This window comes from Pontibacter fetidus, assembly GCF_010119545.1.
GTDB lineage: Bacteria > Bacteroidota > Bacteroidia > Cytophagales > Hymenobacteraceae > Pontibacter > Pontibacter fetidus.
In genome coordinates this window covers 1-20485 of record NZ_JAAEAA010000032.1, presented here as the reverse complement: position 1 = coordinate 20485, position 20485 = coordinate 1, and the positions used below count along the sequence as shown (strand labels likewise).

Sequence of the window (20485 nt, the reverse complement as noted above, 5' to 3'; positions counted from 1 at the left end):
AGTTGCAGGCTTACAAATGTTCCGATGTGAACTGGAAAGGCAACAGGTCGGCAACAGAATTAAAGCGGTAGAATTTGCCGTTTGCGGCTTGCAGTAACACCGGTATTGGCTCTTTTTGTTTGAACTCGTACTCGGCCATTACCTGGCGGCAGGCGCCACAGGGCATGGCGGGTAAAAATTCCTGCTCGTTACGGCGGCGGGCGGTTACGGCCAGTAATTTAATTTTTGCTTGCGGATGGTTGGCGCTAAGGGCAAAAAGGGCGGTGCGCTCGGCACATAACCCCGACGGGTAAGCAGCATTTTCCTGGTTGCTGCCTTTAAACATGGTTCCGTCTTCCAGCACCAGCGCAGCACCTACTAAAAAGTTTGAATAAGGGGCATAAGCATCGGCGGCGGCTTGTTGTGCCAGTTCCATGGCCTGTAGTTCCTGCTCGCTCAGTTCGGCAGCAGAGTCCAGTACATCGATGTTTATGTTAATGGTCAGTTTATTAGCCATTCAGGTATGTATCAATACTAAAATTAGAAAAGGGCTATAAATTTAGCGCAATATTCCGGAAATACAATAAAAGCGTTTGCCATCCTGCCTGTAATACTTAACTTGAAGCAGAAATACTGTTCTGTTACTATGAAAAACATCTTGCTGCTTGGCGCCGGGCGCTCTGCTTCATCGCTTATCGCTTACCTGTTGCAACACGCCCCCACTGAGAACTGGCATATCCGTATCGGCGATATTGTAGTGAACCATTTGCAACCTATAGTTGACGACCTGCCTTACGCCGAAGCAATTGTGTTTGATGTGCACAACGATGCGCAGCGCGAAGCAGAAGTAAAGCAAGCAGACCTGGTAATATCGTTGCTGCCGGCTGTTTTTCATATAGAAGTAGCTAAAGAATGCCTGAAACAGGAAAAGCACCTGATCACGGCATCGTATGTTACGCCTGCTTTTTTAGAACTGCACACCGAAGCACAAGCCAAAAACCTGACGATATTGATGGAATCGGGCCTGGACCCGGGCATAGACCACATGTCGGCGATGGCAGCCATACACCATATAAAAGCAAAAGGTGGAAAGCTTACCTCTTTTAAGTCGTATTGCGGCGGACTGGTAGCCCCGGAATCTGACACCAACCCCTGGAACTATAAGTTTACCTGGAACCCGCGTAATGTGGTGCTGGCCGGGCAGGGTTCGGCCAAGTATATCCAAAACGGCGAATACAAATACATACCCTACCACCAGCTATTTGCCCGCACCGAAGTGATTTATGTAGAAGGCTACGGTAATTTTGAAGGCTATGCCAACCGCGACTCGCTCAGCTACCGTGAACCTTACGACCTGCTGCACATACCAACTATGCTGCGCGGCACACTCCGCAAACCCGGTTATTGCGCCGCCTGGAATGTGTTTGTGCAACTGGGCTTAACCGACGATAGCTATACCCTGGAAGGCTCCGAAAACATGACCTACCGCAGCTACCTGGAAGCTTTTCTGCCGCCTGCTACTCCCGGCCAAACTATAGCACAACGAATTGCCAGCTACTTAACTATAGATGAGCAGGGAGATGAGATGCAGAAGCTTGCCTGGCTAGACCTTTTCACGGAAAAACCTGTAGAACTGGCAGGAGCCACCCCGGCCCAGGTGCTCGAAAAAATACTGAAAGAGAAATGGCAGCTTGCTCCAGGCGATAAGGATATGATTGTGATGCAGCATTTATTTGAGTACGAACTGGCAGGAAAGAAGCACGAACTAACGTCGTCGTTGGTAGTGAAAGGCGATGATGAAGTACACACGGCCATGGCTAAAACAGTAGGCTTGCCTGTAGCTATACTTGCCAAACTGTTGCTACAAGGTAAAATCTCGCACCGCGGTGTAGTTATCCCGATACATCCCGAACTATATGAACCGGTGTTGGAAGAACTGAAAAGCTATGGAGTTAATTTTGTGGAGCGGGATAGGGAGGTAAGGAGTTAGAAAGTGAGAAGGTTAAAAAGTTAGAAAGTTGATTTTATATGGCGCGGGAGTCTTCGCCCCGAAATGCTTCGGGATCTGTGACTCGTGACTATCTATAGTTGGGCCACTGGCGTAGTAAATTAGTAAATCATGTCTTATCTCATAACTTTTTAAACTTCGCCTTTTTAGGATGAGTGGTTCCTTGGTTAAAGCGAACTATCCCCTTGAGGGATAATAGAGGTGTTTACATTTGTATTTTTACCAGTATATCCATCAGCAAGCTGGCAGCTCTGTAGCAATACACCCCTTCGGTCCCCTCCCCTCAAAGGGGACGATCCTTCTTAATAAAATAGATAAGGGAAGACGATCGCGCTACAAAAACTATAAATGCAGGTAATAGTCGCGCAGTAATTCCGTAAATGCAGCAGTATAGGTTGTTTTATCAGCTTCGCGGATGTGGAGTTGCGTTATAGTTGGCGTAGCTGTATTTGTGAAACGATAGGTTTGGATATGACGGATGCACTGGCCCTGAATGTAGGTATAAACTTCTATAGTTTCGGTTAGGTATAGTTGGTGAGCAGTGGCCAGTTCGGCAAAATGACGGGCTTCGGCAGGAGGGAGCAAAATGTATAGTTGCCCGCCAGGTGTTAAGTGTTTTTGTGCAAAGGCCAGGATGTCTTCAAAAAACAAATCGCCGGTATGTTTCGCACTGTCCTTTGCTGCATTTCCGGATTTTAACGAAGCCAGGAAAAACGGTGGATTGGAAAGGATAACATCATAGTTTTGCTGGTTATACTTTGCAAATTCCTGCAGGCTTACCGGGTGTAAAGCCAGTCTTTCGGCCCAGGTACTTAAAGCAAAATTTTCTTCGGCCTGTGTGGCTGCATCCGGGTTAATTTCTACAGCATCTATAGTTGCTTTGGAGCGCTGTGCCACCATCAGCGAAAGTAACCCTGTGCCGGTGCCAATATCTAAAATCCGAGAAGCTTCCTTAACCTCCACCACAGCACCAAACAAGCAAGAGTCCGTGCACACTTTCATGGCGCACTTGTCCTGCTCTACCCGGAACTGCTTAAACTGGAAGTAGGAATTAGCCAACTGAACTAAGATTTATAGGATTTACTGTATTTTATATAAAGTAGCAAAACCAAACAATAAATAGCATAAAGCTTAATGAAGTAATTATTGCTAGGGCCTTCTTTTGTTTGCTCATCCTCTGATATTCATGCTCGTATTCCCGCCATTCGTTTTTATTTTTAAAAATATGGTAATTAAAAAGAGCTAATGGAAGTATTGTAATAGCACCCTGCAGTAGTACTAAATTGTAATTTGATAGTAATAAATAGTTTGTTATTAAATCTATTGATTTGGTGATAAGTAATAAAAATACAATTGTTATAGAACAAAGAGCCTTATATTCATTGTAATCATCAGCAGAAAACTTGAATATATTATTAAAGAATATGAACAGATAATAGTAAGCCTTTTTTATCAGCTCCATGTCTACTTAGAATTAAACATTCCCGATTCAAAGCCTTCGTCGGCAGGTAAATTTGATTGTAAGGCGCTGGCAACGGCAAGTTCGTCGCAGCGTTCGTTTTCGGGGTGGCCGGCGTGGCCGCGAATCCAAACAAATTTTACGTTGTGTTTGGTATAAACCCTTAAAAAGCGAGCCCATAAATCGCCGTTTGCTTTGCCGGCAAAGCCTTTTTTCTGCCAGCCAAAAACCCAGCGTTTTTCTACGGCATCCACCACATACTTCGAGTCAGAATACACGGTAATTGGAATGCCCGGTTTGGTAATTGCCTCCAGCCCAACTATAACAGCCAGCAACTCCATGCGGTTGTTGGTAGTTTTACGAAAGCCGGCAGTGAGTTCTTTTACATGCGGCCCCCACCGAAGTATAACACCATAGCCACCCGGTCCCGGGTTACCGCGCGAAGCACCATCTGTAAACAGTTCGATCATAGGTAAAATTGCTGATGGTTAATTGTTGATTGTTGGGATACCGGATTAATCTTAATTGTCATCTTGAGATCAGGAAAGATCTATCTGAAATCCGAAATAGATTTCTCGCTGCACTCGGAATGACACAAATGTCCGTTCTTATTTAGGGACTTAAGCTGGCAGGTTTGTTTTGAAAAGCTTGATGGCGATGGCCAGCAATATAACCCCAAACACTTTTCGCAAAATGTCGGCACCTGCTTTGCCAAGTCGCTGCTCTATCCAGCCGGATGCTTTAAGCACAATATAAACAAATAGCAGGTTAAGAATAATGCCTACCAGGATGTTAGGAACTGAGTATGCAGCGCGTAACGAGAGCAGCGTAGTCATGGTGCCGGCGCCAACTATAAGCGGGAATGCCAGCGGTACAATAGAGCCACTTTTAATGTCAGGGTCGGTATGAAAAAAGTCTTTGCCCAGGATCATCTCCAAACCAATCAGGAAAATGATAATAGCACCGGCCATGGCAAACGACTGAAAATCGATGCCGAAAAGTTTGAGTATACCATCCCCTACAAACAGGAAAGCGATCATCAGCACACCCGATACCAACGTAGCCTTTTCGGACTGGATGACACCTTCGCGTTTGCGCAGGTTTATGATGATAGGGATTGACCCCAGAATATCGATGATCGCAAAGAGGATCAGGGTTACCGATATGATTTCCTTGAAATTAAAAATATCCATGTGCGCTTATACTTTAATTCTGCGCAAAGGTAGGGTTTTAGGAGTAATAGTGCAGGAAAAAGCGCTTTAGTTCTTCGTATTCTTCGTTAAGTATAGCCGGAAAATTAGCTACCCGAAACGTAGTGCGTGCCCACGGGCCGTAGCCATTCCCGAGCCTGATGTTGTGATGCAGCGCCCGTTTTTTAATATCATCAACCAAGCGCTCGCTGGCTTGTATGGCAACCACCGTTTTAGAGCGTACTTCTTCATTCTCAACCAATAGCTGCATGTCAGGCAACTGGCCAAAAAACTCGTACAGCATCGCCGATCGGTCTACCAGTTCCTGCTCCAGGCCTTTTATAAACGGGCGGTCTTCGAGCATGCGGCGCAGCAGGTAAATGCCTAAAACATTGGGAGTATGAGTGGTCTGGTAATTCAGCATTTTTTCATACATGCCAACCAAACTGTTATAGTGCCCACGTTCTGCTATCTGTTTCGCCCTGAAAATTGCCCGCGGCGAGCATACCATCACACCTAGTCCGGACGGTAAACCAAAGCACTTTTGTACGGATGCAAACCAGATATCCGCCTTAATTATTTTAAGGTTTAGCCCGGCCATTGATGAGGTTGCGTCTACGGCAATTAAGGTATCGCGGTAGCGATTGTGGAGGTTAAGTATAGTGGTGGCCGAAACCTGTGTGCCGTTTGAAGTCTCGTTTTGAGTAAAGCAGATGAGCTCCGTATCAGCACTGATGTTCAACTGCTCAACTGGCATCGGCTCGTTCAGGTCAAACGCAATGCCTTCTGATTTAGGGCGCAGCTTTTTGGCATAGTCGCACCATTTTTCCCCGAAAGAGCCGTTATAAATATGATAGCTTTTATGCTTGGTAAGACTCTGGATAAGTATTTCCCAGCACTCGGTGGCCGACGAAGTAAAGAAGATATAATAATCTTCGGGTATGTTAAGTTTGCGTTTTATAAGGCCAACCGTTGCCCTGGACAGTTGTACAAACTGTTCTCCGCGGTGCGGCGCGCCCAATATGCCCTGGTCGTACGCATCGGTCATGTAGGTGCGCACCTCGGGGTATACTTTTGCTGGGCCTGGGTAAAAATTGAGCATCATTCGGGAATATAAAGAAAACATAGAAAAGTACCTATATTTTCTGTAAAAGTTTTATTCGCTAGTGTAACGGCAGCGGTGGTTATTTATTAGAGCCAAATCCTATTTTCTTTGGTTTCAGTCGCTCAAAGTATTGCAGGGCCAACCGGTAGCTCTCCAACCCAAAGCCAACTATAGATCCGGTGCAGTAAGGGGCAAGCATACTTTTATGGCGGAAGGCTTCGCGGGCGTAGATATTGGAAATGTGTACTTCCACAACAGGGGCCTCTATAGCTTTTACGGCATCCGATAGCGCTACCGATGTATGGGTATAAGCGCCGGCATTAAACACGATCCCTTTGTAAGTAAAGCCCACCTCGTGCAGTTTATCGATCAGTGTGCCTTCGGTGTTGCTCTGAAAGTAAGAAAGCTCCAGCCCCGGAAACGCTTCTTTCAGTTCTTCAAAGTAATCTTCGAAGGACCGGGAACCATAAACAGCTTTTTCACGGATGCCCAGTAGGTTCAGGTTTGGGCCATTCAGGATCAGTATTTTCATAGTATCTGGGTATTGCTTGTTTTCCGCATAAAACGGAACGTGCAAAGGTAAGGATTAACTATATTTGCTTTATTCTTTGACAAAAGAATGTTTGACAAAAGACAAAAGATAGGTAAACTATAGTTTAATTAATTTTGTCTGAATCAGGATTTTCAGGATTAAGAAAGATTTACAGAATTTTTAACTCCTAAACTCTAGAACTCCTAAATTCCCAAACTTCTAAACTTTCTAACTCCTAAACTCGCAGCATGACCTGGAATATAACTGTTAAGCAATTTGAGCAATACCTGCGCCTGGAGAAGTCGTTATCGGGTAACTCCGTGGAGGCCTATTTGCGTGATGTTAGAAAGCTGACGGATTTCCTCGAACTGAAAGGCCTAACTATAGCACCGGAGCAAATTACGCCAACTATACTTCGTGATTTTCTGGAGTGGGTAAATGAACTGGGCATGACTGTGCATTCGCAGGCAAGGACGCTATCTGGCATCCGGGCTTATTACAAGTTCCTGATCATGGAAGACATGATGACCTCTGACCCGACTGAAACCATAGAAGCCCCAAAGCTAGACCGCAAATTACCCGATACACTTAACTTTCATGAGATAGAGCAACTACTGGCTGCCATCGACCTGTCAACGCCCGAAGGTACCCGCAACCGTGCCATGCTCGAAACACTTTATAGTTCGGGCCTCCGCGTATCTGAGTTGCTGGACCTGAAACTGAGCAACCTGTATGAGGATATGGGTTTCCTGAAAGTGGCTGGTAAAGGCGACAAGGAAAGATTAGTGCCGATCGGGCGTGATGCACTGAAGCACATACAACTATACCGCGAAGGTGTACGATGCCATCTCAAGATCAAGAAAGGACATGAGGATATCGTGTTTCTGAACCGCCGTGGGGCGAAACTTACGCGGGTTATGGTTTTCACGATCATTAAAGATCTGGCAGCTAAAGCCGGTATACAAAAGCAGGTTAGCCCGCACACGTTCCGCCACTCGTTTGCCACACACTTAATAGAAGGCGGCGCCGACCTGCGTGCCGTACAGGAAATGCTGGGCCACGAATCCATCACTACTACTGAAATCTATACACACCTGGATAGGGATTATCTGAAACAAGTGATCAAGGATTTTCACCCGAGGAGTTAGGGGGGAACCATAGTGTAAACATCAGATTCATGAAAAAACTGCTGCTGTTCTTTCTGTTTTTGCCTTCTTATGTAATAGCCTGCGATTGCGAGCAACCTTTGGTTGCACTTGACTTTGTAAGGTCCGAATTTGTGTTTTGGGGTACAGTTGTAGATAAGGAGTATGCTCGGGACTCCCAAACTTATACTGTTACATTTGATGTTGAAAGGCATTTCAAATATAATGAAATTCAACCTAAAACATTAAAGTTTACAGAACAGTCAGAAGGAGAAATTACAGGCTACGGTACATCCTGTGACTATAGTGTAAGCAAAGGAGAGAAATGGCTGATCTATGCCTATAAATATAACGACGAGTTATTTTTTGGTTATCCTTGCTCTAACTCTAATCGGTATAATCAATTAAGTGATGTAAACGCAGAAGAACTTGAGATTCTGGAGAATGGAAACAAGATTGATCTTCAGAAGATTGATTTCAGTTATACTGTAATTGGAGGTTTATCTAGAGAGTTTGAGAGAGCAACATCTGAAAATTCCATTAATTCTCTACTAGCCCAACTAAATCCGGGATATTATAGGTTTGAAGACGACCCATTCTTTGAGAGCGTAGCTATACGAGTAGATTCAACTGGAATCTTAACGGATGTTATGATAACGGACTGGATGTTGGTAGAAACTAAAAAACTCTATGGCATACCTATCTATGAGTATGGAAAACAAAGCGAGCCTTTAAGTAAAGTGCAGGAAGATATATTGTTTAATCTGAAACAGTCTAAGAAATGGCAGCCAGCCAGGTTTTCGGGAGTTAATGTGAATAGTTGGGTTTATCTGAAGGTACGCATTGAAAAGGGAAAGAAACCTTATGCTACTAACTATTAAATCAATCAATACAAACTATAGATACCAAAGCCTTTACTTCGGTATCTATAGTTTTTAACCTTACTGTCCGCCGCCCATAACACTTAGCAAAACATACAAAACACCCACACCAATCCCGAGGCCAGTTCCTAGTGCGGCTTTACCAATTTTGCGGTTATGTGCCTGTTTCTCGTAGCCTCTTACATAGTTGGGGTCTTGCAGCGAAGTATAAGGCAAGGCATGGTTGTTATGCGCTTTTGGTTTTACAGCCCCTATAATGATAGGCCCGACTGGCCCGGCCAGGAAAACCGTGGCCGCAGAACCCAGCAGAGCACCAGTACCATTATAGTATGAGCGTGCATCCTGGCGGCCTTTTTCATACATATAGGTTGGGTCGGCTATAGTTGCTTTAGCTGTAGTTTCAGGCGGCAGGTTTTCTGTGAACACTTCTTTGGTGCCGTTGGCAAACCGTATCATAAACACTTCGGCCTTTGCTAGCTTATAGTTCAGAGTATCGGTAGTGTCAGCAGACAGGTACAGGATGTCGGAGGTGGTGATCTCCTGTATTCTGGCTTTCAGTTCGTCGCCGTTTATTTTAACGATCACATCCTGCGCTGTGGCCATTTGTGCCAGCAAACAATAAAGCAGGAGCAGTAAATACTTTTTCATGAGCTATAGTTTATAGTTAGTTGCGACGTGAGTTAAAGCCAAACAGCACACTGAAACGGGCGCCATCTTTTGACGGGGCAAAGGCCACATTTACCGGGAAGTTGATGCCCTGGCTCTGGAAGTTGGTACCAGCCGCAAACACAAGTCCGGCACCAGCTACTGATAGGTTAGGACCCACGCCAAACTCCAATCCTTTGGGGCCACGGATACCAACCAGCGCGCTCAGACTTGGCAGAAACTTGCCCTGCTCCAGTCCGCCAACCAAAGGCACAAACTCAAATAAGCCCGATGTGCCATTCTCCAGGGTAAAAATGCGTGTCTCGAACTGCCATCCAAACTGTGTTATAAACGGGCTAACCGTTTCCTGGTGCTCTTCTTCTAAGTTATTAACCAACCGCGAACTTAGAACAGTAAAGCCCAATCGCGGACCAGATAGTTTTAAGTGCTGTTGCTGCTCCTGTGGGTAATAAGCCGGCGAAGCAGGTGTTGCTTGTTGTGCAGGCTCTTCTGTAATTACCATTTTAGAGCCATTCTCATACTTTATCATAAACACATCCGATTTCAAGATAGAAATGAGCGGGCCCTGCAGGTTATCGAAGCGCTTGTACTTTACTTCGGTTAGGGTTATTTCCTGCACTTTTACTTGCAGTTCGTCGCCGTTGCGCTTGGTTAAAATGTCCTGGGCCTGGGTAGCCAATACTACAAATAAGGCAAGGCAGGTAAGTAATAGCTTTTTCATGAGGTATACATTTGATGTTTATATAGTTTTTTTGTGTTTGAGATGGATCAAAAGTATAGCCCCCAGATATAGAAAGAAAACAATGTTTTAGGAAATCAGACTTTTGTAAATATAATTTATAGTTTATAAATAATTGTTTTATAGTTGGTTGTATAGTTGTAGTCAGACTTTTAATTTGTAATATTAGGCAGCTTATAGTTTATAAACCCTGCAAAATGGATGATCTGAAAACTACCCTTGATACCCTGGACGAAGAAGACAAGCAGGCGCTGGCGGCTTTTATTCAGCGGCAAAAACAGAAAGCATTCCGCAAAGACCTGGAGCTGTTGCACTTACTGCAATTGCCAAAACCGCTTACATCAGAGCAGATCATTGCCAGGCTTTATAAAAACGACCCGAACCCGGTAGCGTATTATGCCCTTCGCAAACGACTGATGCGCCACATATCGGATTTTATTCTGCTGAAACGCATGGCTGAAGATACCACAGCATCGGCACCCATTATGGGCTTGCTCTCCCTGGCCCGTTACCTGTTTGAAGTGCGGCTGGATAAAATGGCCTGGAACTACCTGCGGAAAGCCGAAAAACTTGCCCAAACCAACGAGCAGTTCGACTTACTGAACACGATCTACAATCTGCAGATTGACAAAGCCGACAATGAATTTGCCGATGACCTGGATGAGATCATTCAAAAGCGCAACCAGAACAAACTGGCCGCCGACGAAGAAGAGCGGGCCAACATTGCCAACAGCATCATTAACAAAAGGCTGCGCGACGTGCGCCGGCAGGGCAGCGACATGCATTTTGGCAGGATCATACAGGAAGTGCTGAAAGAATACGGGCTATCAGAAGCGGTAAGCAAACGGCCGGCTTTGCTGTATAAACTTATGTCCATTGCCCGGAGCGCTATACTTGCCGGCAAGGATTTCCTGTCTTTCGAACCTTACATTATCAAACAGTACCAAGAAACAGAACAACACTATGGTTTTTCTAAAGCCAACCAATACTATAAACTGAGCCTGTTGTACATGATCGCGCACGTGCTGTACCGAAATAAAAAGTTTACAGCATCGGCAGATTACCTGGAGCAGCTAAAAACTATTTTGGAAGGAGATGGGAAAGAGCATTATACTCATTTTTATCCGCGCTATGTGTTTCTGATGGTGGCAAACCAGGTGTTTATGCGCCGCAACCCCGAAGCGATACAGCTAATGGAGCACCTGCTGCACAAAGCAAAAGTTACGCTCACCAACAAAGATAACCTGACCGCCCACCTTGGCCTGAGCTTTAACTACTTTACTCAGGGCGCCTACGGTAAAGCCAACCGCGTGCTGATGAACATAAAGCGCTCCGATAAGTGGTGTGAAAGCAAAATGGGGCGCGAATGGGTGCTGAAAAAGAACCTCGGCGAAATGATCATCCAATACGAACTGGGCAACATTGACCTGACCCTGAACAAGATCAGAAGTATAGAACGCATGTTTAAAGACCTGTTGCAACAGCCGGTTTATAGTAACGTGAGTCGTTTTCTGGAGCTTATAAAGTTCATGATTGATAACCCGCAAACTATAACCACACCAGCTTTTATGCAGCACGTAGAAGAGAGTCTTGCCTACACCACCTTCGAACGCACCGACATACAGGAAATCAGTTTCTATGCCTGGCTAAAAGCAAAAATGTTTTCCAGAACTTACTACGACATGCTGCTGGAACTGGGCAGTGGGGCAGAAGCTATAGTTGAAGGGCAGGAAGTATAAGTTCTGGAGGAAAAAGCTATATTAGCAGAAGTATATACTTAACTATAGTTTCTATAGATTTTAAGAGAGATGCAACTATAGATATAGAGCAGATATGCGTATGCTTGCGTCTGCCTGATAGTTGGGTTGAATCAAAAATGAAGCACTAAGATTTTAATTGCTAGAAAAGGGACATCTTAAAAGCTTTTTTAACAATTTATTGCAAATAATAATCAAGTTACAAATTCAGAAAAAGAGTAAATTAATAATCTAACAAAGTCTTACAAATAAAGATTAAATCAAATGGATTCAATGGACACCTTAGTAGGCATAGGATGCCTCATTATTTTACTTTTAATTATTAGAGCTTTTGGTGCTTGGATGTTAAGGATTGATGAAGTTATTGATGTTCAAAAAGAAATATTAGAAGAGCTTAAAATAAGTAATTCTTCTAAACTTGAAAATAAAGAAGTTCAAGTAAACTTATAAATATAGTTATTAGCAGACTACAGATAATTAAATATCAAGTAACAGCAATATTTATAGTGCCATATAAAGGGAAAGGAATGTTGTCAATTCGAGAATAAATTAGTTATAATGAGCTTTAAAAAGCCGAAAAAAGACTCGACATAACAAAAAGAAAATGCAACCAATATTGTGGTGATTGTCAGTTATTATGTTTCAATTTTAGAATAGACTAATCATTAGTAAACGATGTCTCCAAATCCAGCCAGCTTCTGCACAAAAGTTACTTCTTATTAACCAAAACAAACAACTACACCTAACCCATGCAAAACATCCAGTTTCCGCTTACCCTTACTTTTAAGATATCTACTTTCTCGAACGACTTTACGGTGCAGGATGCACAAGGCCGGACTATTAATTACGTGAAGCAGAAGCTGTTTAAGTTTATTGAAGAAGTAAACGTGTTCAGCGACGAATCTCAGACAGAGCACCTTTACACTATTAACGCAAACAAATGGATCGACTTTTCGGCGGCTTATAATTTTACAAACCAGGCTGGCGAACAGGTTGGCAGCGTGGCCCGGAAAGGCTGGGCATCGATGTGGAAAGCCCGCTACGAAATTTACGACGAGCAACGAAACCAGGACCTGCTGATACAGGAAGACAACGGCTGGGTAAAAGTGGCAGACAGCCTGCTGGGCGAAATTCCGATACTGGGCATGTTTACCGGCTACGTGTTTAACCCAACCTACACAGTTACCAAACCCGACGGCGACGAAGTAGCCATGCTTAAAAAAGAGAAATCGTTTTTTGGCCGCAGGTTTACAGTGCATAAAACAGGCGAGCTGGAAGGCAAAGAAACAGAGCGTGTTATACTTAGCCTGATGATGATGATTCTGCTTGAAAGACGAAGAGGCTAAACTATAACTCCAGCACTGCATGAACGCTAGCCGAACATACATGAAAGGGAAATCTGTTTTTATAGTTTCGCTTGTAGTAGTAAGCATCACTATCCTGACAGTATACCTGTCGGGCATAAACTATAACCGGTCGCTTACCACTAACCTGTACTTGTCGCTATCTGTTATAGCCGGGGCTTTGTTCCTATTTATGCTATATGGCCTTTATACCGGAGTTGGTCTGGTAAATAACTTCCCGGAGTTCAGGAAATTTAAGCGGGGAGACTACCTTGCTACGACTGGCTCTGTGCCAGATATACCGAACACCGATATTGGCGACGACGAAGGAGGGATATTTGTGGCTATACTGCTGTGGCTCGGAGCTGCGCTTGCATTTATAGTTTTGCTGATTGTGCTGGAAGCCATGATCTGGGTTTCGGTTTTTATTATACTGGCCATACTTTACTGGGTATTTTTCAGGGCCCTTAAGCTTGTGTTCAGTAAGGCTATAGTTACAAAAGGGAATTTAGCTATTTCGGCAGTTTATGCGCTGGGCTATACCTGCCTCTATACAGGCTGGATTTTCGGGATCGCGTACCTGGTACAGGTTTTAGGGTAAGGGTTGCTACTTAACAGGTTAACTATAAATAGTGCTTGTGATATTTGGTAATATAGCCTGTGTTATATATATTTAAAAAGGAATAATCTGCAGAATTTAAAGATGCAGGCTATACTTAACTAATCTATCAACCAACCAAACAACAACCTTATGCAGGAAACTTCTACCCAACAGGAAACCACCGTGGTTTCCAGACCTACTTTAGCTTTTAAAGGGCAAGGCTCCGAATTGTTCAGTATCGAGATTGTAAACCTGGTGCTAACCGCACTTACACTTGGCTTATACTATCCGTGGGCAAAGGCTAAAAAGCTGCAATACATTTACCGCAAAACCGAGCTCGCCGATAGTCCTTTTACCTTCCATGGCACTGGCAAAGAAATGTTTATCGGCTTTATAAAAGGCCTGGGCATTTTTGCAGTGCTGGTTTGTGTTCTGCTTTACGGCTGGTCAAGCGGCGATAACGGCGTTAAGTTTTTATGCTTTGCGCTATACTTGTTCGGTTTCCTGGCGCTTATACCGCTGGCTATACATGGCATGATGCGTTACCGCACGTCGCGCACCAGCTGGCGCGGCATACACATGGGTTACCGAGGCACGCTGGGCAACATGTACAAAGTATACTTTACAGGCTTCTTTTTGAGCGTTATCACGTTCGGTATCTATAGTTTCTGGTTTACCACCAACCTGCACAAAGAGATTCTGGGGAACATGCGTTTCGGTAGTGCAAAATTCCGGTACATCGGCGATGGCAGCGACCTGCTGCTTATTAATGTAAAAGGCTATTTCCTGACCCTATTTACACTGGGTATCTACTCGTTCTGGTGGGCAAAAGACCTGATCAATTTTTACATCGACAACATTCTGATAGAGCAGGATGGCAAGTATAGCCGCCTGAACTCTTCGTTAACTGGTAGTAAGTATTTTGTGTTAGCGCTGGGCAACCTGCTTATACTTGTGTTTACGCTTGGCCTTGGCTATGCCTGGGTAGTTACACGTACCATGCACGCCATCGTTAACAACTGCGAAATTATAGGCGACTTTAACCCCGACGCACTGGCGCAAACCGAAGAAGAATATAAAAATGCTACCTTTGAAGACATGGCCGACATGATGGACATTGGTATTGTATAAACTATGTTTGAAGGAAAATATTACAACGGGCGTACCTCTAAAGGTATGCCCGCTTTTATTACACTCGAGCCCAACCACATCCGGGTAAACTGGCAAACCGATGAAGAACGAGGCTCTGAGATCTGGCACTTGTCGGAAATTCATAAATCTGAGTTTAACGATGCTACCACCGTGCTGGAATATGGCAACTACCCACGCCAAAGCATAGCGGTGTTTGAACAGGGTTTTAGAAAAGTACTGGAGCAACAATACAACGGCGCAAAATTCCTGAAATCAAACTATAGCGCGTTTGCCAAAACTGGTTTGGCTGGCCTGCTTGTTGGCGGACTGAGCTTGCTGGCGCTGGCTATAGTTCTGGTAGTGTGGGGCATTCCGGCGCTTGCCGAAAAAGCAGCGGCTCATTTCCCGGAAGAATATGAACGTGCCCTGGGCGAAGAACTGCACGAGCAGATGATGATGGGTCAAACGATAGATTCAGCTAAAACTGTGGCGTTGCGTAATTACCTGAAAGCCCTGAAAGTAGAGTCCGATTTCCCGATACAAGTAACTGTGGTGGAGGATGACATGGTGAATGCCTTTGCCGTACCGGGCGGTTTTATTGTTGTGCACGACGGCATCCTGGCTAAAATGCAGCACCACGAAGAACTGGCCGGTTTGCTGGGTCACGAGATCGGCCATGTGCAGCTGCGTCATTCTACTAAAGCGCTTGCCCGCAGTTTATCCTACTACATGCTGGCCTCCGTGTTGTTCGGCGACCTAAGTGGAATTGCCGCCGTTATAGTTGACAATGCCTCTACGTTACAAAACCTGGAGTACAGCCGCAGCGCCGAATCTGATTCAGACAAAGCCGGATTGGAACTACTGGCCAAAAATAATCTTAACCCGAAAGGCATGGTCTGGCTCATGCAACGCCTGCAATCTAAACAACCCGAATACCTTAAATTCATCAGCACACACCCAAATACCAGCGACCGGATTAAAGATTTGAACAGCCAGGTAAAGGCAGGAAAGTATAAAATAGACCCGAATCCAGAACTGGAAGCTGCCTGGGCCGAGTTGAAAGCAGAATAATACACCTCACAGCGTTTTTAAAACCTGTGAGCGTCTGTTTTGCTACGTAGCTAGACACTCACAGGTCTTGAAGACGCTGTGAGGTCTTTTTTTATATTGATCCGGTTTCTTAATCTGGAAGGAAATTCCCAACAGAATACTTTCGGGAATGGAAGCCCGCAAGAGCAAAATTTTAATTTATACTTCAATCTTACTTCTCTAACTCCTAAACTCCCAAACTCATACTTCTCTAACCCATCCCACTTATCTCTCTCAACTTTCTAACTTCCAAACTTTCTAACTTTCTAACTTCAATCCCTATCTTTGCGGGCAGCAAACTCTAAACTATAGCTGCCGTGTATAAAAGCCTGCTTCGCCCGCTCCTCTTTAAACTCGATCCTGAGAAAGTACACTACCTGACTACCGATGCCCTGCAAACAGTTTACAAGCTGCCGCTTGCTAAAAGTATAAGCAACAGCATGTTTGGCGTGCAGGATGCCAGATTGGAGCGCGAGTTGTTTGGCTTGAAGTTTCCGAACCCGGTTGGGTTGGCAGCAGGTTTTGACAAGGATGCGAAGCTGATTGACGAACTGGCAAACCTGGGCTTCGGCTTTATCGAGATCGGAACATTGACCCCGAAAGGGCAGGAGGGCAACCCGAAACCGCGTCTTTTTAGATTACCCGAAGACCAGGCCATCATTAACCGCATGGGCTTTAACAACGAGGGCGTAGATGCTGCTGTAAAGCGTTTGCGCAACCGTAAAAGCAAGATTATAGTTGGCGGCAACATCGGCAAAAATAAAGTAACACCCAACGAAGAAGCCCTGAACGATTACCTGTACTGCTTTAAGGCGCTGTATGATGTAGTGGATTATTTCGTGGTAAACGTAAGCTCGCCCAACACCCCGGACCTGCGTGCATTGCAGGAGAAAGAACCGCTGCAACAACTGTTAATAGCCTTACAGGAGCAGAACAGCAAAATGCCCAAGCCAAAACCGCTGTTGCTCAAAATTGCCCCGGACCTGAACGAACCCCAGCTGAACGACATCATAGAAATTGCCCAGGAAGCTAACCTGAGCGGTATTATTGCCACTAACACAACTATAAGTCGCGACGGGCTTTACACGCCATCCCAAAAAGTGCAGGAAATAGGAGCGGGCGGATTAAGTGGAAAGCCTTTGACAAAACGCTCAACCGAAATTATCCGGTACCTTCGCCAGCACTTGCCGCAAACTATAAAAATTATTGGTGTAGGTGGAATTATGACTGCTGAGGATGCCCTGGAAAAGCTGGATGCCGGCGCTGACCTGGTGCAACTATACACAGGTTTTATTTACGAAGGCCCATCGCTCATCGCCCAGATTAACAAGAAACTGCTAGCCAGATAAATTTTTAAAAGCCATAGCAATTGCTCTTCGCAATCCACCCAAAAAATGTAAATTTGGAATTCCAATTAGTCGAAGGGTATGGCAAAGAACACGTACAGAAGCGGAGCACAGAACGAGAGCAGGGCTACAAATGAATTCAGGGGGCGTAACGAGCCGCGTACTGCAGCAAATACGCCCAGAAGCCAGGCTACGCAACAAAAGCAGAAATCCGGTAAGTCCTTTAAGTTTTCTTTTCCGAGCATCAAGTTTCCGAGCTTCAGAATAAGTTTCCTGCAGGACAGGCGGTTTAAGCTGTTTGTTGGCTTTTTCTTCCTGCTATTATCATTTTGCATGGTAATCGCGTTCGTGTCATACATCTTCACGGGCCACGCCGACCAAAGTGTTGTAGAAGCTGTTAACGGAACGGGCCTGAAAGAAAGCGGACAAGAGGCTGAAAACTGGCTTGGCCTGTTTGGTGCCTGGTTATCGCATGTGTTTATTTATAAATGGCTGGGTATCGGTGCCTTTTTTGCCATCCCGATCGTGTTCTTTACCGGTGCCCGCATTGTTTTTAAGCGGGTAACTATATCGCTGTCGTATGTGCTGGGCTTGTGCAGTTTCAGCATGTTGTGGCTAAGCTTAACGCTGGGGTACATTGTGTATACTGCCGGAGCTGTAGAGAACCTGGGCTTTTTAGGTGGCGGTATCGGCATTGAAACTGCTATCTGGATGACCTCACTTATTGGCTGGGGTTCCGGATTGGTGCTGGGCTTTTTGTTCCTGGTGTTCCTGGTGTTCTTCTTCGATATCACAAGCCTTACCTGGGGCAAATCGGCTACCGAATCAGCTGACAATTCAACTATAAACAACAGAGCTGCTTCTTCTATTGGAGAAGTATTGCATGGCTCACCCCGCAACATCAACCACAATGCCGACCCAACTGCCTCTTTGGAATTTGAGGAAGAAGAGGAAGAGTATTTTGATGAGGATGAAGAAGATGCTATCAACCAGGCCCTGGAAATGGAGCTGCGTTCTATACCGCCCATTGCACCTAAGCCTGCCGCGCCAGCCCTGGAACTGGACATAGAAGACGAAAGCTTTTTTGAGGAAGAGGAAGCCGAATTAGAGTTCGACACCGCTGATGGAGAAGAGGAACTGGACCTGCAAATTGAAGAAGCCCCTATTGAAGAGACTGGCGACGCCATCGAAAATTATGACCCGACTTTAGACCTTGCCCGTTACCAGTACCCAACTATAGAACTGCTTAACGACTATGGCGCCAGCAAAGTATCGGTTACCAAAGAAGAGCTGGAAGCCAACAAAGATAAAATTGTAGAGACGCTGGGTAACTATAACATTGGTATCGCCAGCATTAAAGCAACTATAGGCCCGACCGTAACATTGTATGAAATTGTACCGGATGCCGGTGTACGTATCTCCAAGATCAAAAACCTTGAAGATGACATTGCGCTAAGCTTAGCTGCCCTGGGTATCCGTATTATTGCACCAATTCCGGGTAAGGGAACGATAGGTATAGAAGTGCCAAATACCAAAAAAGAAATGGTGTCGATCAAGTCTATACTTAGTACAGAGAAGTTTTTGAAGAGCGATATGGACCTGCCGATCGCTTTCGGTAAAACCATTACCAACGAAGTATTTATTACCGACCTTGCCAAAATGCCGCACTTACTAATGGCGGGGGCTACTGGTCAGGGTAAATCAGTTGGTCTTAACATTATTCTTACGTCGTTACTTTACAAGCGTCATCCATCGCAGCTTAAGTTTGTGCTGGTCGATCCCAAAAAGGTGGAATTGTCGCTGTTCAATAAGATAGAGCGCCACTTTTTAGCTAAATTACCTGACACTGACGAAGCTATTATTACTGATACCAAAAAGGTAGTGAACACGCTGAACTCACTGTGTATGGAAATGGATATGCGCTACGACCTGCTGAAAGATGCCGGCTGCCGTAACCTGAAAGAGTATAACCGCAAGTTTGTTGAGCGCCGTCTGAATCCGAAAAAAGGCCACCGTTTTATGCCATACATTGTATTGGTTATAGATGAGCTGGCCGACTTAATGATGACTGCCGGTAAGGAAGTGGAAACCCCGATCGCGCGTCTGGCGCAGTTGGCCCGAGCCATTGGTATTCACCTGGTTGTTGCCACGCAGCGCCCTTCGGTAAACGTAATTACAGGTATCATTAAAGCCAACTTCCCGGCGCGTATCTCTTTTAAAGTAACTTCTAAGATCGACTCCAGAACTATCCTGGATGCCGGTGGCGCTGACCAGTTGATCGGTCAGGGTGACATGCTGTTCTCTATTGGTTCGGACATTATCCGTATTCAGTGTGCGTTTGTGGATACTCCGGAAGTAGACAGGATTTGTGATTATATTGGCGAGCAGCAGGGTTACAGCGATGCTTACTTGTTACCTGAATTTGTGGGTGATGACAGTGGTGCTGAGAAAGTGGACTTTGACCCAAGCTCCAGGGACCCGTTGTTTGAAGAAGCCGCCCGCATTATAGTACAGCACCAGCAGGGGAGTACCTCGCTGTTGCAGCGCCGCCTGAAACTTGGCTACAACCGTGCCGGCCGTTTAATTGACCAACTGGAAGCAGCCGGTATAGTTGGACCATTTGAGGGAAGCAAGGCTCGCGAAGTTTTAATAACTGACGAATACAGTTTGGAACAGTTATTGAATACCATGGGTTAAGCTAACAATTAGAACCTTTTGAAATGAAAAGAATATTCGCCCTACTGTTTGCCATGGTACTGTTCGTGAACCTGGCAAGTGCGCAGCAAGACCCGCAGGCAACTAAAATACTGAACGCCATGAGCGCTAAATACAAAGCCATGAAAGCGTTTAAAGCTACGTTTACCCAAACCATGGAAAGTAATTCGTCGAAGGCGAAGGAAACTGTGGAAGGTAATATTTTGGTAAGTGGTCCTAAATATAGGCTGGGCGTAAGCGGCCAGGAGATCATCAGCGACGGTAAGCTAATGTGGACCTACCTGAAAGATGTGAACGAAGTAACTATAACCGAGTCTGATCCGGAAGCAGAGGTAATGTCTCCGAGCAAGATATTTGATATGTATAAGAAGGGTTACAAGTATGCGTATACCGGCCCTGAAAAAGGTGCTGATGGCATAACCTACGATGTGATCGAGATGGCACCTGTTGACCGCAACAACCCAGTATTTAAAGTGCGCCTCTACATTAACCAGAAAGACAAGACCTTGAAAACCTGGAAGATGTTCCGTAACAACGGCATCCGTTATACTTATACCATCAAAAATTTCCAGCCCAACCCAACACTGGCTGCCGATACGTTTAGCTTTAACAAAGCCAAGTATAAAGGCGTGAGTGTGGTAGATCTGCGATAATACCAACCTGATATGATTAAAAACATGAGTCATCCCGAATTTTAGGTTAGGGATTTCTAAAAAGTAAAAGCCTTCTTTTCGTAAGTGACAGTAGTATCAGGTCACTTTAGAAAAGGAGGCTTTATGCATTTATTATCAAATACGCA

General features: G+C 45.0%; 20 protein-coding genes. 12 read left to right on the top strand and 8 right to left on the bottom strand.

Annotated features, from left to right (window positions below; all coding sequences use genetic code 11):
* Positions 1-10: 10 nt before the first annotated feature.
* Positions 11-496, bottom strand: coding sequence for a cytidine deaminase (gene cdd, locus GWO68_RS17090; RefSeq protein ID WP_162347693.1), 486 nt, complete (start codon positions 494-496; stop codon positions 11-13).
* Positions 497-625: 129 nt separating this feature from the next.
* On the opposite strand from cdd, the gene GWO68_RS17085 reads away from it, so the two are divergent.
* On the top strand, positions 626-1969 hold the full coding sequence (locus tag GWO68_RS17085; protein WP_162347692.1) for a saccharopine dehydrogenase family protein: 1344 nt from the start codon (positions 626-628) through the stop codon (positions 1967-1969).
* A 360-nt stretch (positions 1970-2329) separates the two neighbouring features.
* Here GWO68_RS17085 and GWO68_RS17080 read toward each other — a convergent pair whose 3' ends face one another.
* From GWO68_RS17080 to aroQ, 5 genes are all read right to left on the bottom strand, one after another.
* Positions 2330-3046 (bottom strand): tRNA1(Val) (adenine(37)-N6)-methyltransferase, encoded by a 717-nt coding sequence (locus GWO68_RS17080; RefSeq protein WP_162347691.1) that lies wholly within the window; start codon positions 3044-3046, stop codon positions 2330-2332.
* Between the two features lie 405 nt (positions 3047-3451).
* The gene (rnhA, locus tag GWO68_RS17075; RefSeq protein ID WP_162347690.1) at positions 3452-3916 is read right to left on the bottom strand and encodes a ribonuclease HI; all 465 of its coding nucleotides are present in this window, start codon (positions 3914-3916) and stop codon (positions 3452-3454) included.
* A gap of 150 nt (positions 3917-4066) precedes the next feature.
* The gene (locus GWO68_RS17070) at positions 4067-4633 is read right to left on the bottom strand and encodes a MarC family protein (protein WP_162347708.1); all 567 of its coding nucleotides are present in this window, start codon (positions 4631-4633) and stop codon (positions 4067-4069) included.
* 43 nt (positions 4634-4676) lie between these two features.
* Positions 4677-5741, bottom strand: coding sequence for an aminotransferase class V-fold PLP-dependent enzyme (locus tag GWO68_RS17065; protein WP_317164543.1), 1065 nt, complete (start codon positions 5739-5741; stop codon positions 4677-4679).
* Positions 5742-5820: 79 nt separating this feature from the next.
* Positions 5821-6273, bottom strand: coding sequence for a type II 3-dehydroquinate dehydratase (gene aroQ, locus GWO68_RS17060; protein WP_162347689.1), 453 nt, complete (start codon positions 6271-6273; stop codon positions 5821-5823).
* Between the two features lie 248 nt (positions 6274-6521).
* On the opposite strand from aroQ, the gene xerD reads away from it, so the two are divergent.
* Positions 6522-7421: a site-specific tyrosine recombinase XerD gene (xerD, locus tag GWO68_RS17055; protein ID WP_162347688.1), complete on the top strand. Its 900-nt coding sequence runs from the start codon at positions 6522-6524 to the stop codon at positions 7419-7421.
* A gap of 29 nt (positions 7422-7450) precedes the next feature.
* Positions 7451-8299: a hypothetical protein gene (locus tag GWO68_RS17050; RefSeq protein ID WP_162347687.1), complete on the top strand. Its 849-nt coding sequence runs from the start codon at positions 7451-7453 to the stop codon at positions 8297-8299.
* A 60-nt stretch (positions 8300-8359) separates the two neighbouring features.
* Here the strand turns inward: GWO68_RS17050 and GWO68_RS17045 are convergent, their stop codons facing one another.
* Together GWO68_RS17045 and GWO68_RS17040 are read right to left on the bottom strand one after the other, a co-directional pair.
* Positions 8360-8947 (bottom strand): hypothetical protein, encoded by a 588-nt coding sequence (locus GWO68_RS17045; RefSeq protein WP_162347686.1) that lies wholly within the window; start codon positions 8945-8947, stop codon positions 8360-8362.
* Between the two features lie 16 nt (positions 8948-8963).
* Positions 8964-9686, bottom strand: a complete 723-nt coding sequence (locus GWO68_RS17040; RefSeq protein WP_162347685.1) for a hypothetical protein — start codon at positions 9684-9686, stop codon at positions 8964-8966.
* Positions 9687-9901: 215 nt separating this feature from the next.
* On the opposite strand from GWO68_RS17040, the gene GWO68_RS17035 reads away from it, so the two are divergent.
* The 9 genes from GWO68_RS17035 (at position 9902) to GWO68_RS16995 (ending at position 20339) form a co-directional block, all read left to right on the top strand.
* Positions 9902-11443: a hypothetical protein gene (locus GWO68_RS17035; protein WP_162347684.1), complete on the top strand. Its 1542-nt coding sequence runs from the start codon at positions 9902-9904 to the stop codon at positions 11441-11443.
* Between the two features lie 282 nt (positions 11444-11725).
* The gene (locus GWO68_RS17030) at positions 11726-11911 is read left to right on the top strand and encodes a hypothetical protein (RefSeq protein ID WP_162347683.1); all 186 of its coding nucleotides are present in this window, start codon (positions 11726-11728) and stop codon (positions 11909-11911) included.
* 299 nt (positions 11912-12210) lie between these two features.
* Positions 12211-12807, top strand: a complete 597-nt coding sequence (locus tag GWO68_RS17025) for an LURP-one-related/scramblase family protein (protein WP_162347682.1) — start codon at positions 12211-12213, stop codon at positions 12805-12807.
* A 19-nt stretch (positions 12808-12826) separates the two neighbouring features.
* Positions 12827-13405 (top strand): hypothetical protein, encoded by a 579-nt coding sequence (locus GWO68_RS17020; protein WP_162347681.1) that lies wholly within the window; start codon positions 12827-12829, stop codon positions 13403-13405.
* Between the two features lie 150 nt (positions 13406-13555).
* Positions 13556-14536, top strand: a complete 981-nt coding sequence (locus tag GWO68_RS17015) for a YjgN family protein (RefSeq protein WP_162347680.1) — start codon at positions 13556-13558, stop codon at positions 14534-14536.
* Between the two features lie 3 nt (positions 14537-14539).
* On the top strand, positions 14540-15607 hold the full coding sequence (locus tag GWO68_RS17010) for a M48 family metallopeptidase (RefSeq protein WP_162347679.1): 1068 nt from the start codon (positions 14540-14542) through the stop codon (positions 15605-15607).
* Between the two features lie 335 nt (positions 15608-15942).
* The gene (locus GWO68_RS17005; protein WP_162347678.1) at positions 15943-16974 is read left to right on the top strand and encodes a quinone-dependent dihydroorotate dehydrogenase; all 1032 of its coding nucleotides are present in this window, start codon (positions 15943-15945) and stop codon (positions 16972-16974) included.
* 78 nt (positions 16975-17052) lie between these two features.
* The gene (locus GWO68_RS17000; RefSeq protein WP_162347677.1) at positions 17053-19668 is read left to right on the top strand and encodes an FtsK/SpoIIIE family DNA translocase; all 2616 of its coding nucleotides are present in this window, start codon (positions 17053-17055) and stop codon (positions 19666-19668) included.
* Positions 19669-19691: 23 nt separating this feature from the next.
* Positions 19692-20339 carry a LolA family protein gene (locus GWO68_RS16995; RefSeq protein WP_162347676.1) on the top strand — a complete coding sequence of 216 codons (648 nt, stop codon included), beginning with the start codon at positions 19692-19694 and terminating at the stop codon, positions 20337-20339.
* The last annotated feature ends 146 nt before the right edge of the window (positions 20340-20485 follow it).

What these genes read in the sequence shown, in the direction of transcription:
- cdd (WP_162347693.1), bottom strand. Translation starts at nt 496, where the DNA reads ATGGCTAATAAACTGACCATTAACATAAACATCGATGTACTGGACTCT.
- GWO68_RS17085 (WP_162347692.1), top strand. Translation starts at nt 626, where the DNA reads ATGAAAAACATCTTGCTGCTTGGCGCCGGGCGCTCTGCTTCATCGCTT.
- rnhA (WP_162347690.1), bottom strand. Translation starts at nt 3,916, where the DNA reads ATGATCGAACTGTTTACAGATGGTGCTTCGCGCGGTAACCCGGGACCG.
- GWO68_RS17065 (WP_317164543.1), bottom strand. Translation starts at nt 5,741, where the DNA reads ATGATGCTCAATTTTTACCCAGGCCCAGCAAAAGTATACCCCGAGGTG.
- aroQ (WP_162347689.1), bottom strand. Translation starts at nt 6,273, where the DNA reads ATGAAAATACTGATCCTGAATGGCCCAAACCTGAACCTACTGGGCATC.
- xerD (WP_162347688.1), top strand. Translation starts at nt 6,522, where the DNA reads ATGACCTGGAATATAACTGTTAAGCAATTTGAGCAATACCTGCGCCTG.
- GWO68_RS17050 (WP_162347687.1), top strand. Translation starts at nt 7,451, where the DNA reads ATGAAAAAACTGCTGCTGTTCTTTCTGTTTTTGCCTTCTTATGTAATA.
- GWO68_RS17045 (WP_162347686.1), bottom strand. Translation starts at nt 8,947, where the DNA reads ATGAAAAAGTATTTACTGCTCCTGCTTTATTGTTTGCTGGCACAAATG.
- GWO68_RS17040 (WP_162347685.1), bottom strand. Translation starts at nt 9,686, where the DNA reads ATGAAAAAGCTATTACTTACCTGCCTTGCCTTATTTGTAGTATTGGCT.
- GWO68_RS17035 (WP_162347684.1), top strand. Translation starts at nt 9,902, where the DNA reads ATGGATGATCTGAAAACTACCCTTGATACCCTGGACGAAGAAGACAAG.
- GWO68_RS17030 (WP_162347683.1), top strand. Translation starts at nt 11,726, where the DNA reads ATGGATTCAATGGACACCTTAGTAGGCATAGGATGCCTCATTATTTTA.
- GWO68_RS17025 (WP_162347682.1), top strand. Translation starts at nt 12,211, where the DNA reads ATGCAAAACATCCAGTTTCCGCTTACCCTTACTTTTAAGATATCTACT.
- GWO68_RS17020 (WP_162347681.1), top strand. Translation starts at nt 12,827, where the DNA reads ATGAACGCTAGCCGAACATACATGAAAGGGAAATCTGTTTTTATAGTT.
- GWO68_RS17015 (WP_162347680.1), top strand. Translation starts at nt 13,556, where the DNA reads ATGCAGGAAACTTCTACCCAACAGGAAACCACCGTGGTTTCCAGACCT.
- GWO68_RS17010 (WP_162347679.1), top strand. Translation starts at nt 14,540, where the DNA reads ATGTTTGAAGGAAAATATTACAACGGGCGTACCTCTAAAGGTATGCCC.
- GWO68_RS17000 (WP_162347677.1), top strand. Translation starts at nt 17,053, where the DNA reads ATGGCAAAGAACACGTACAGAAGCGGAGCACAGAACGAGAGCAGGGCT.
- GWO68_RS16995 (WP_162347676.1), top strand. Translation starts at nt 19,692, where the DNA reads ATGAAAAGAATATTCGCCCTACTGTTTGCCATGGTACTGTTCGTGAAC.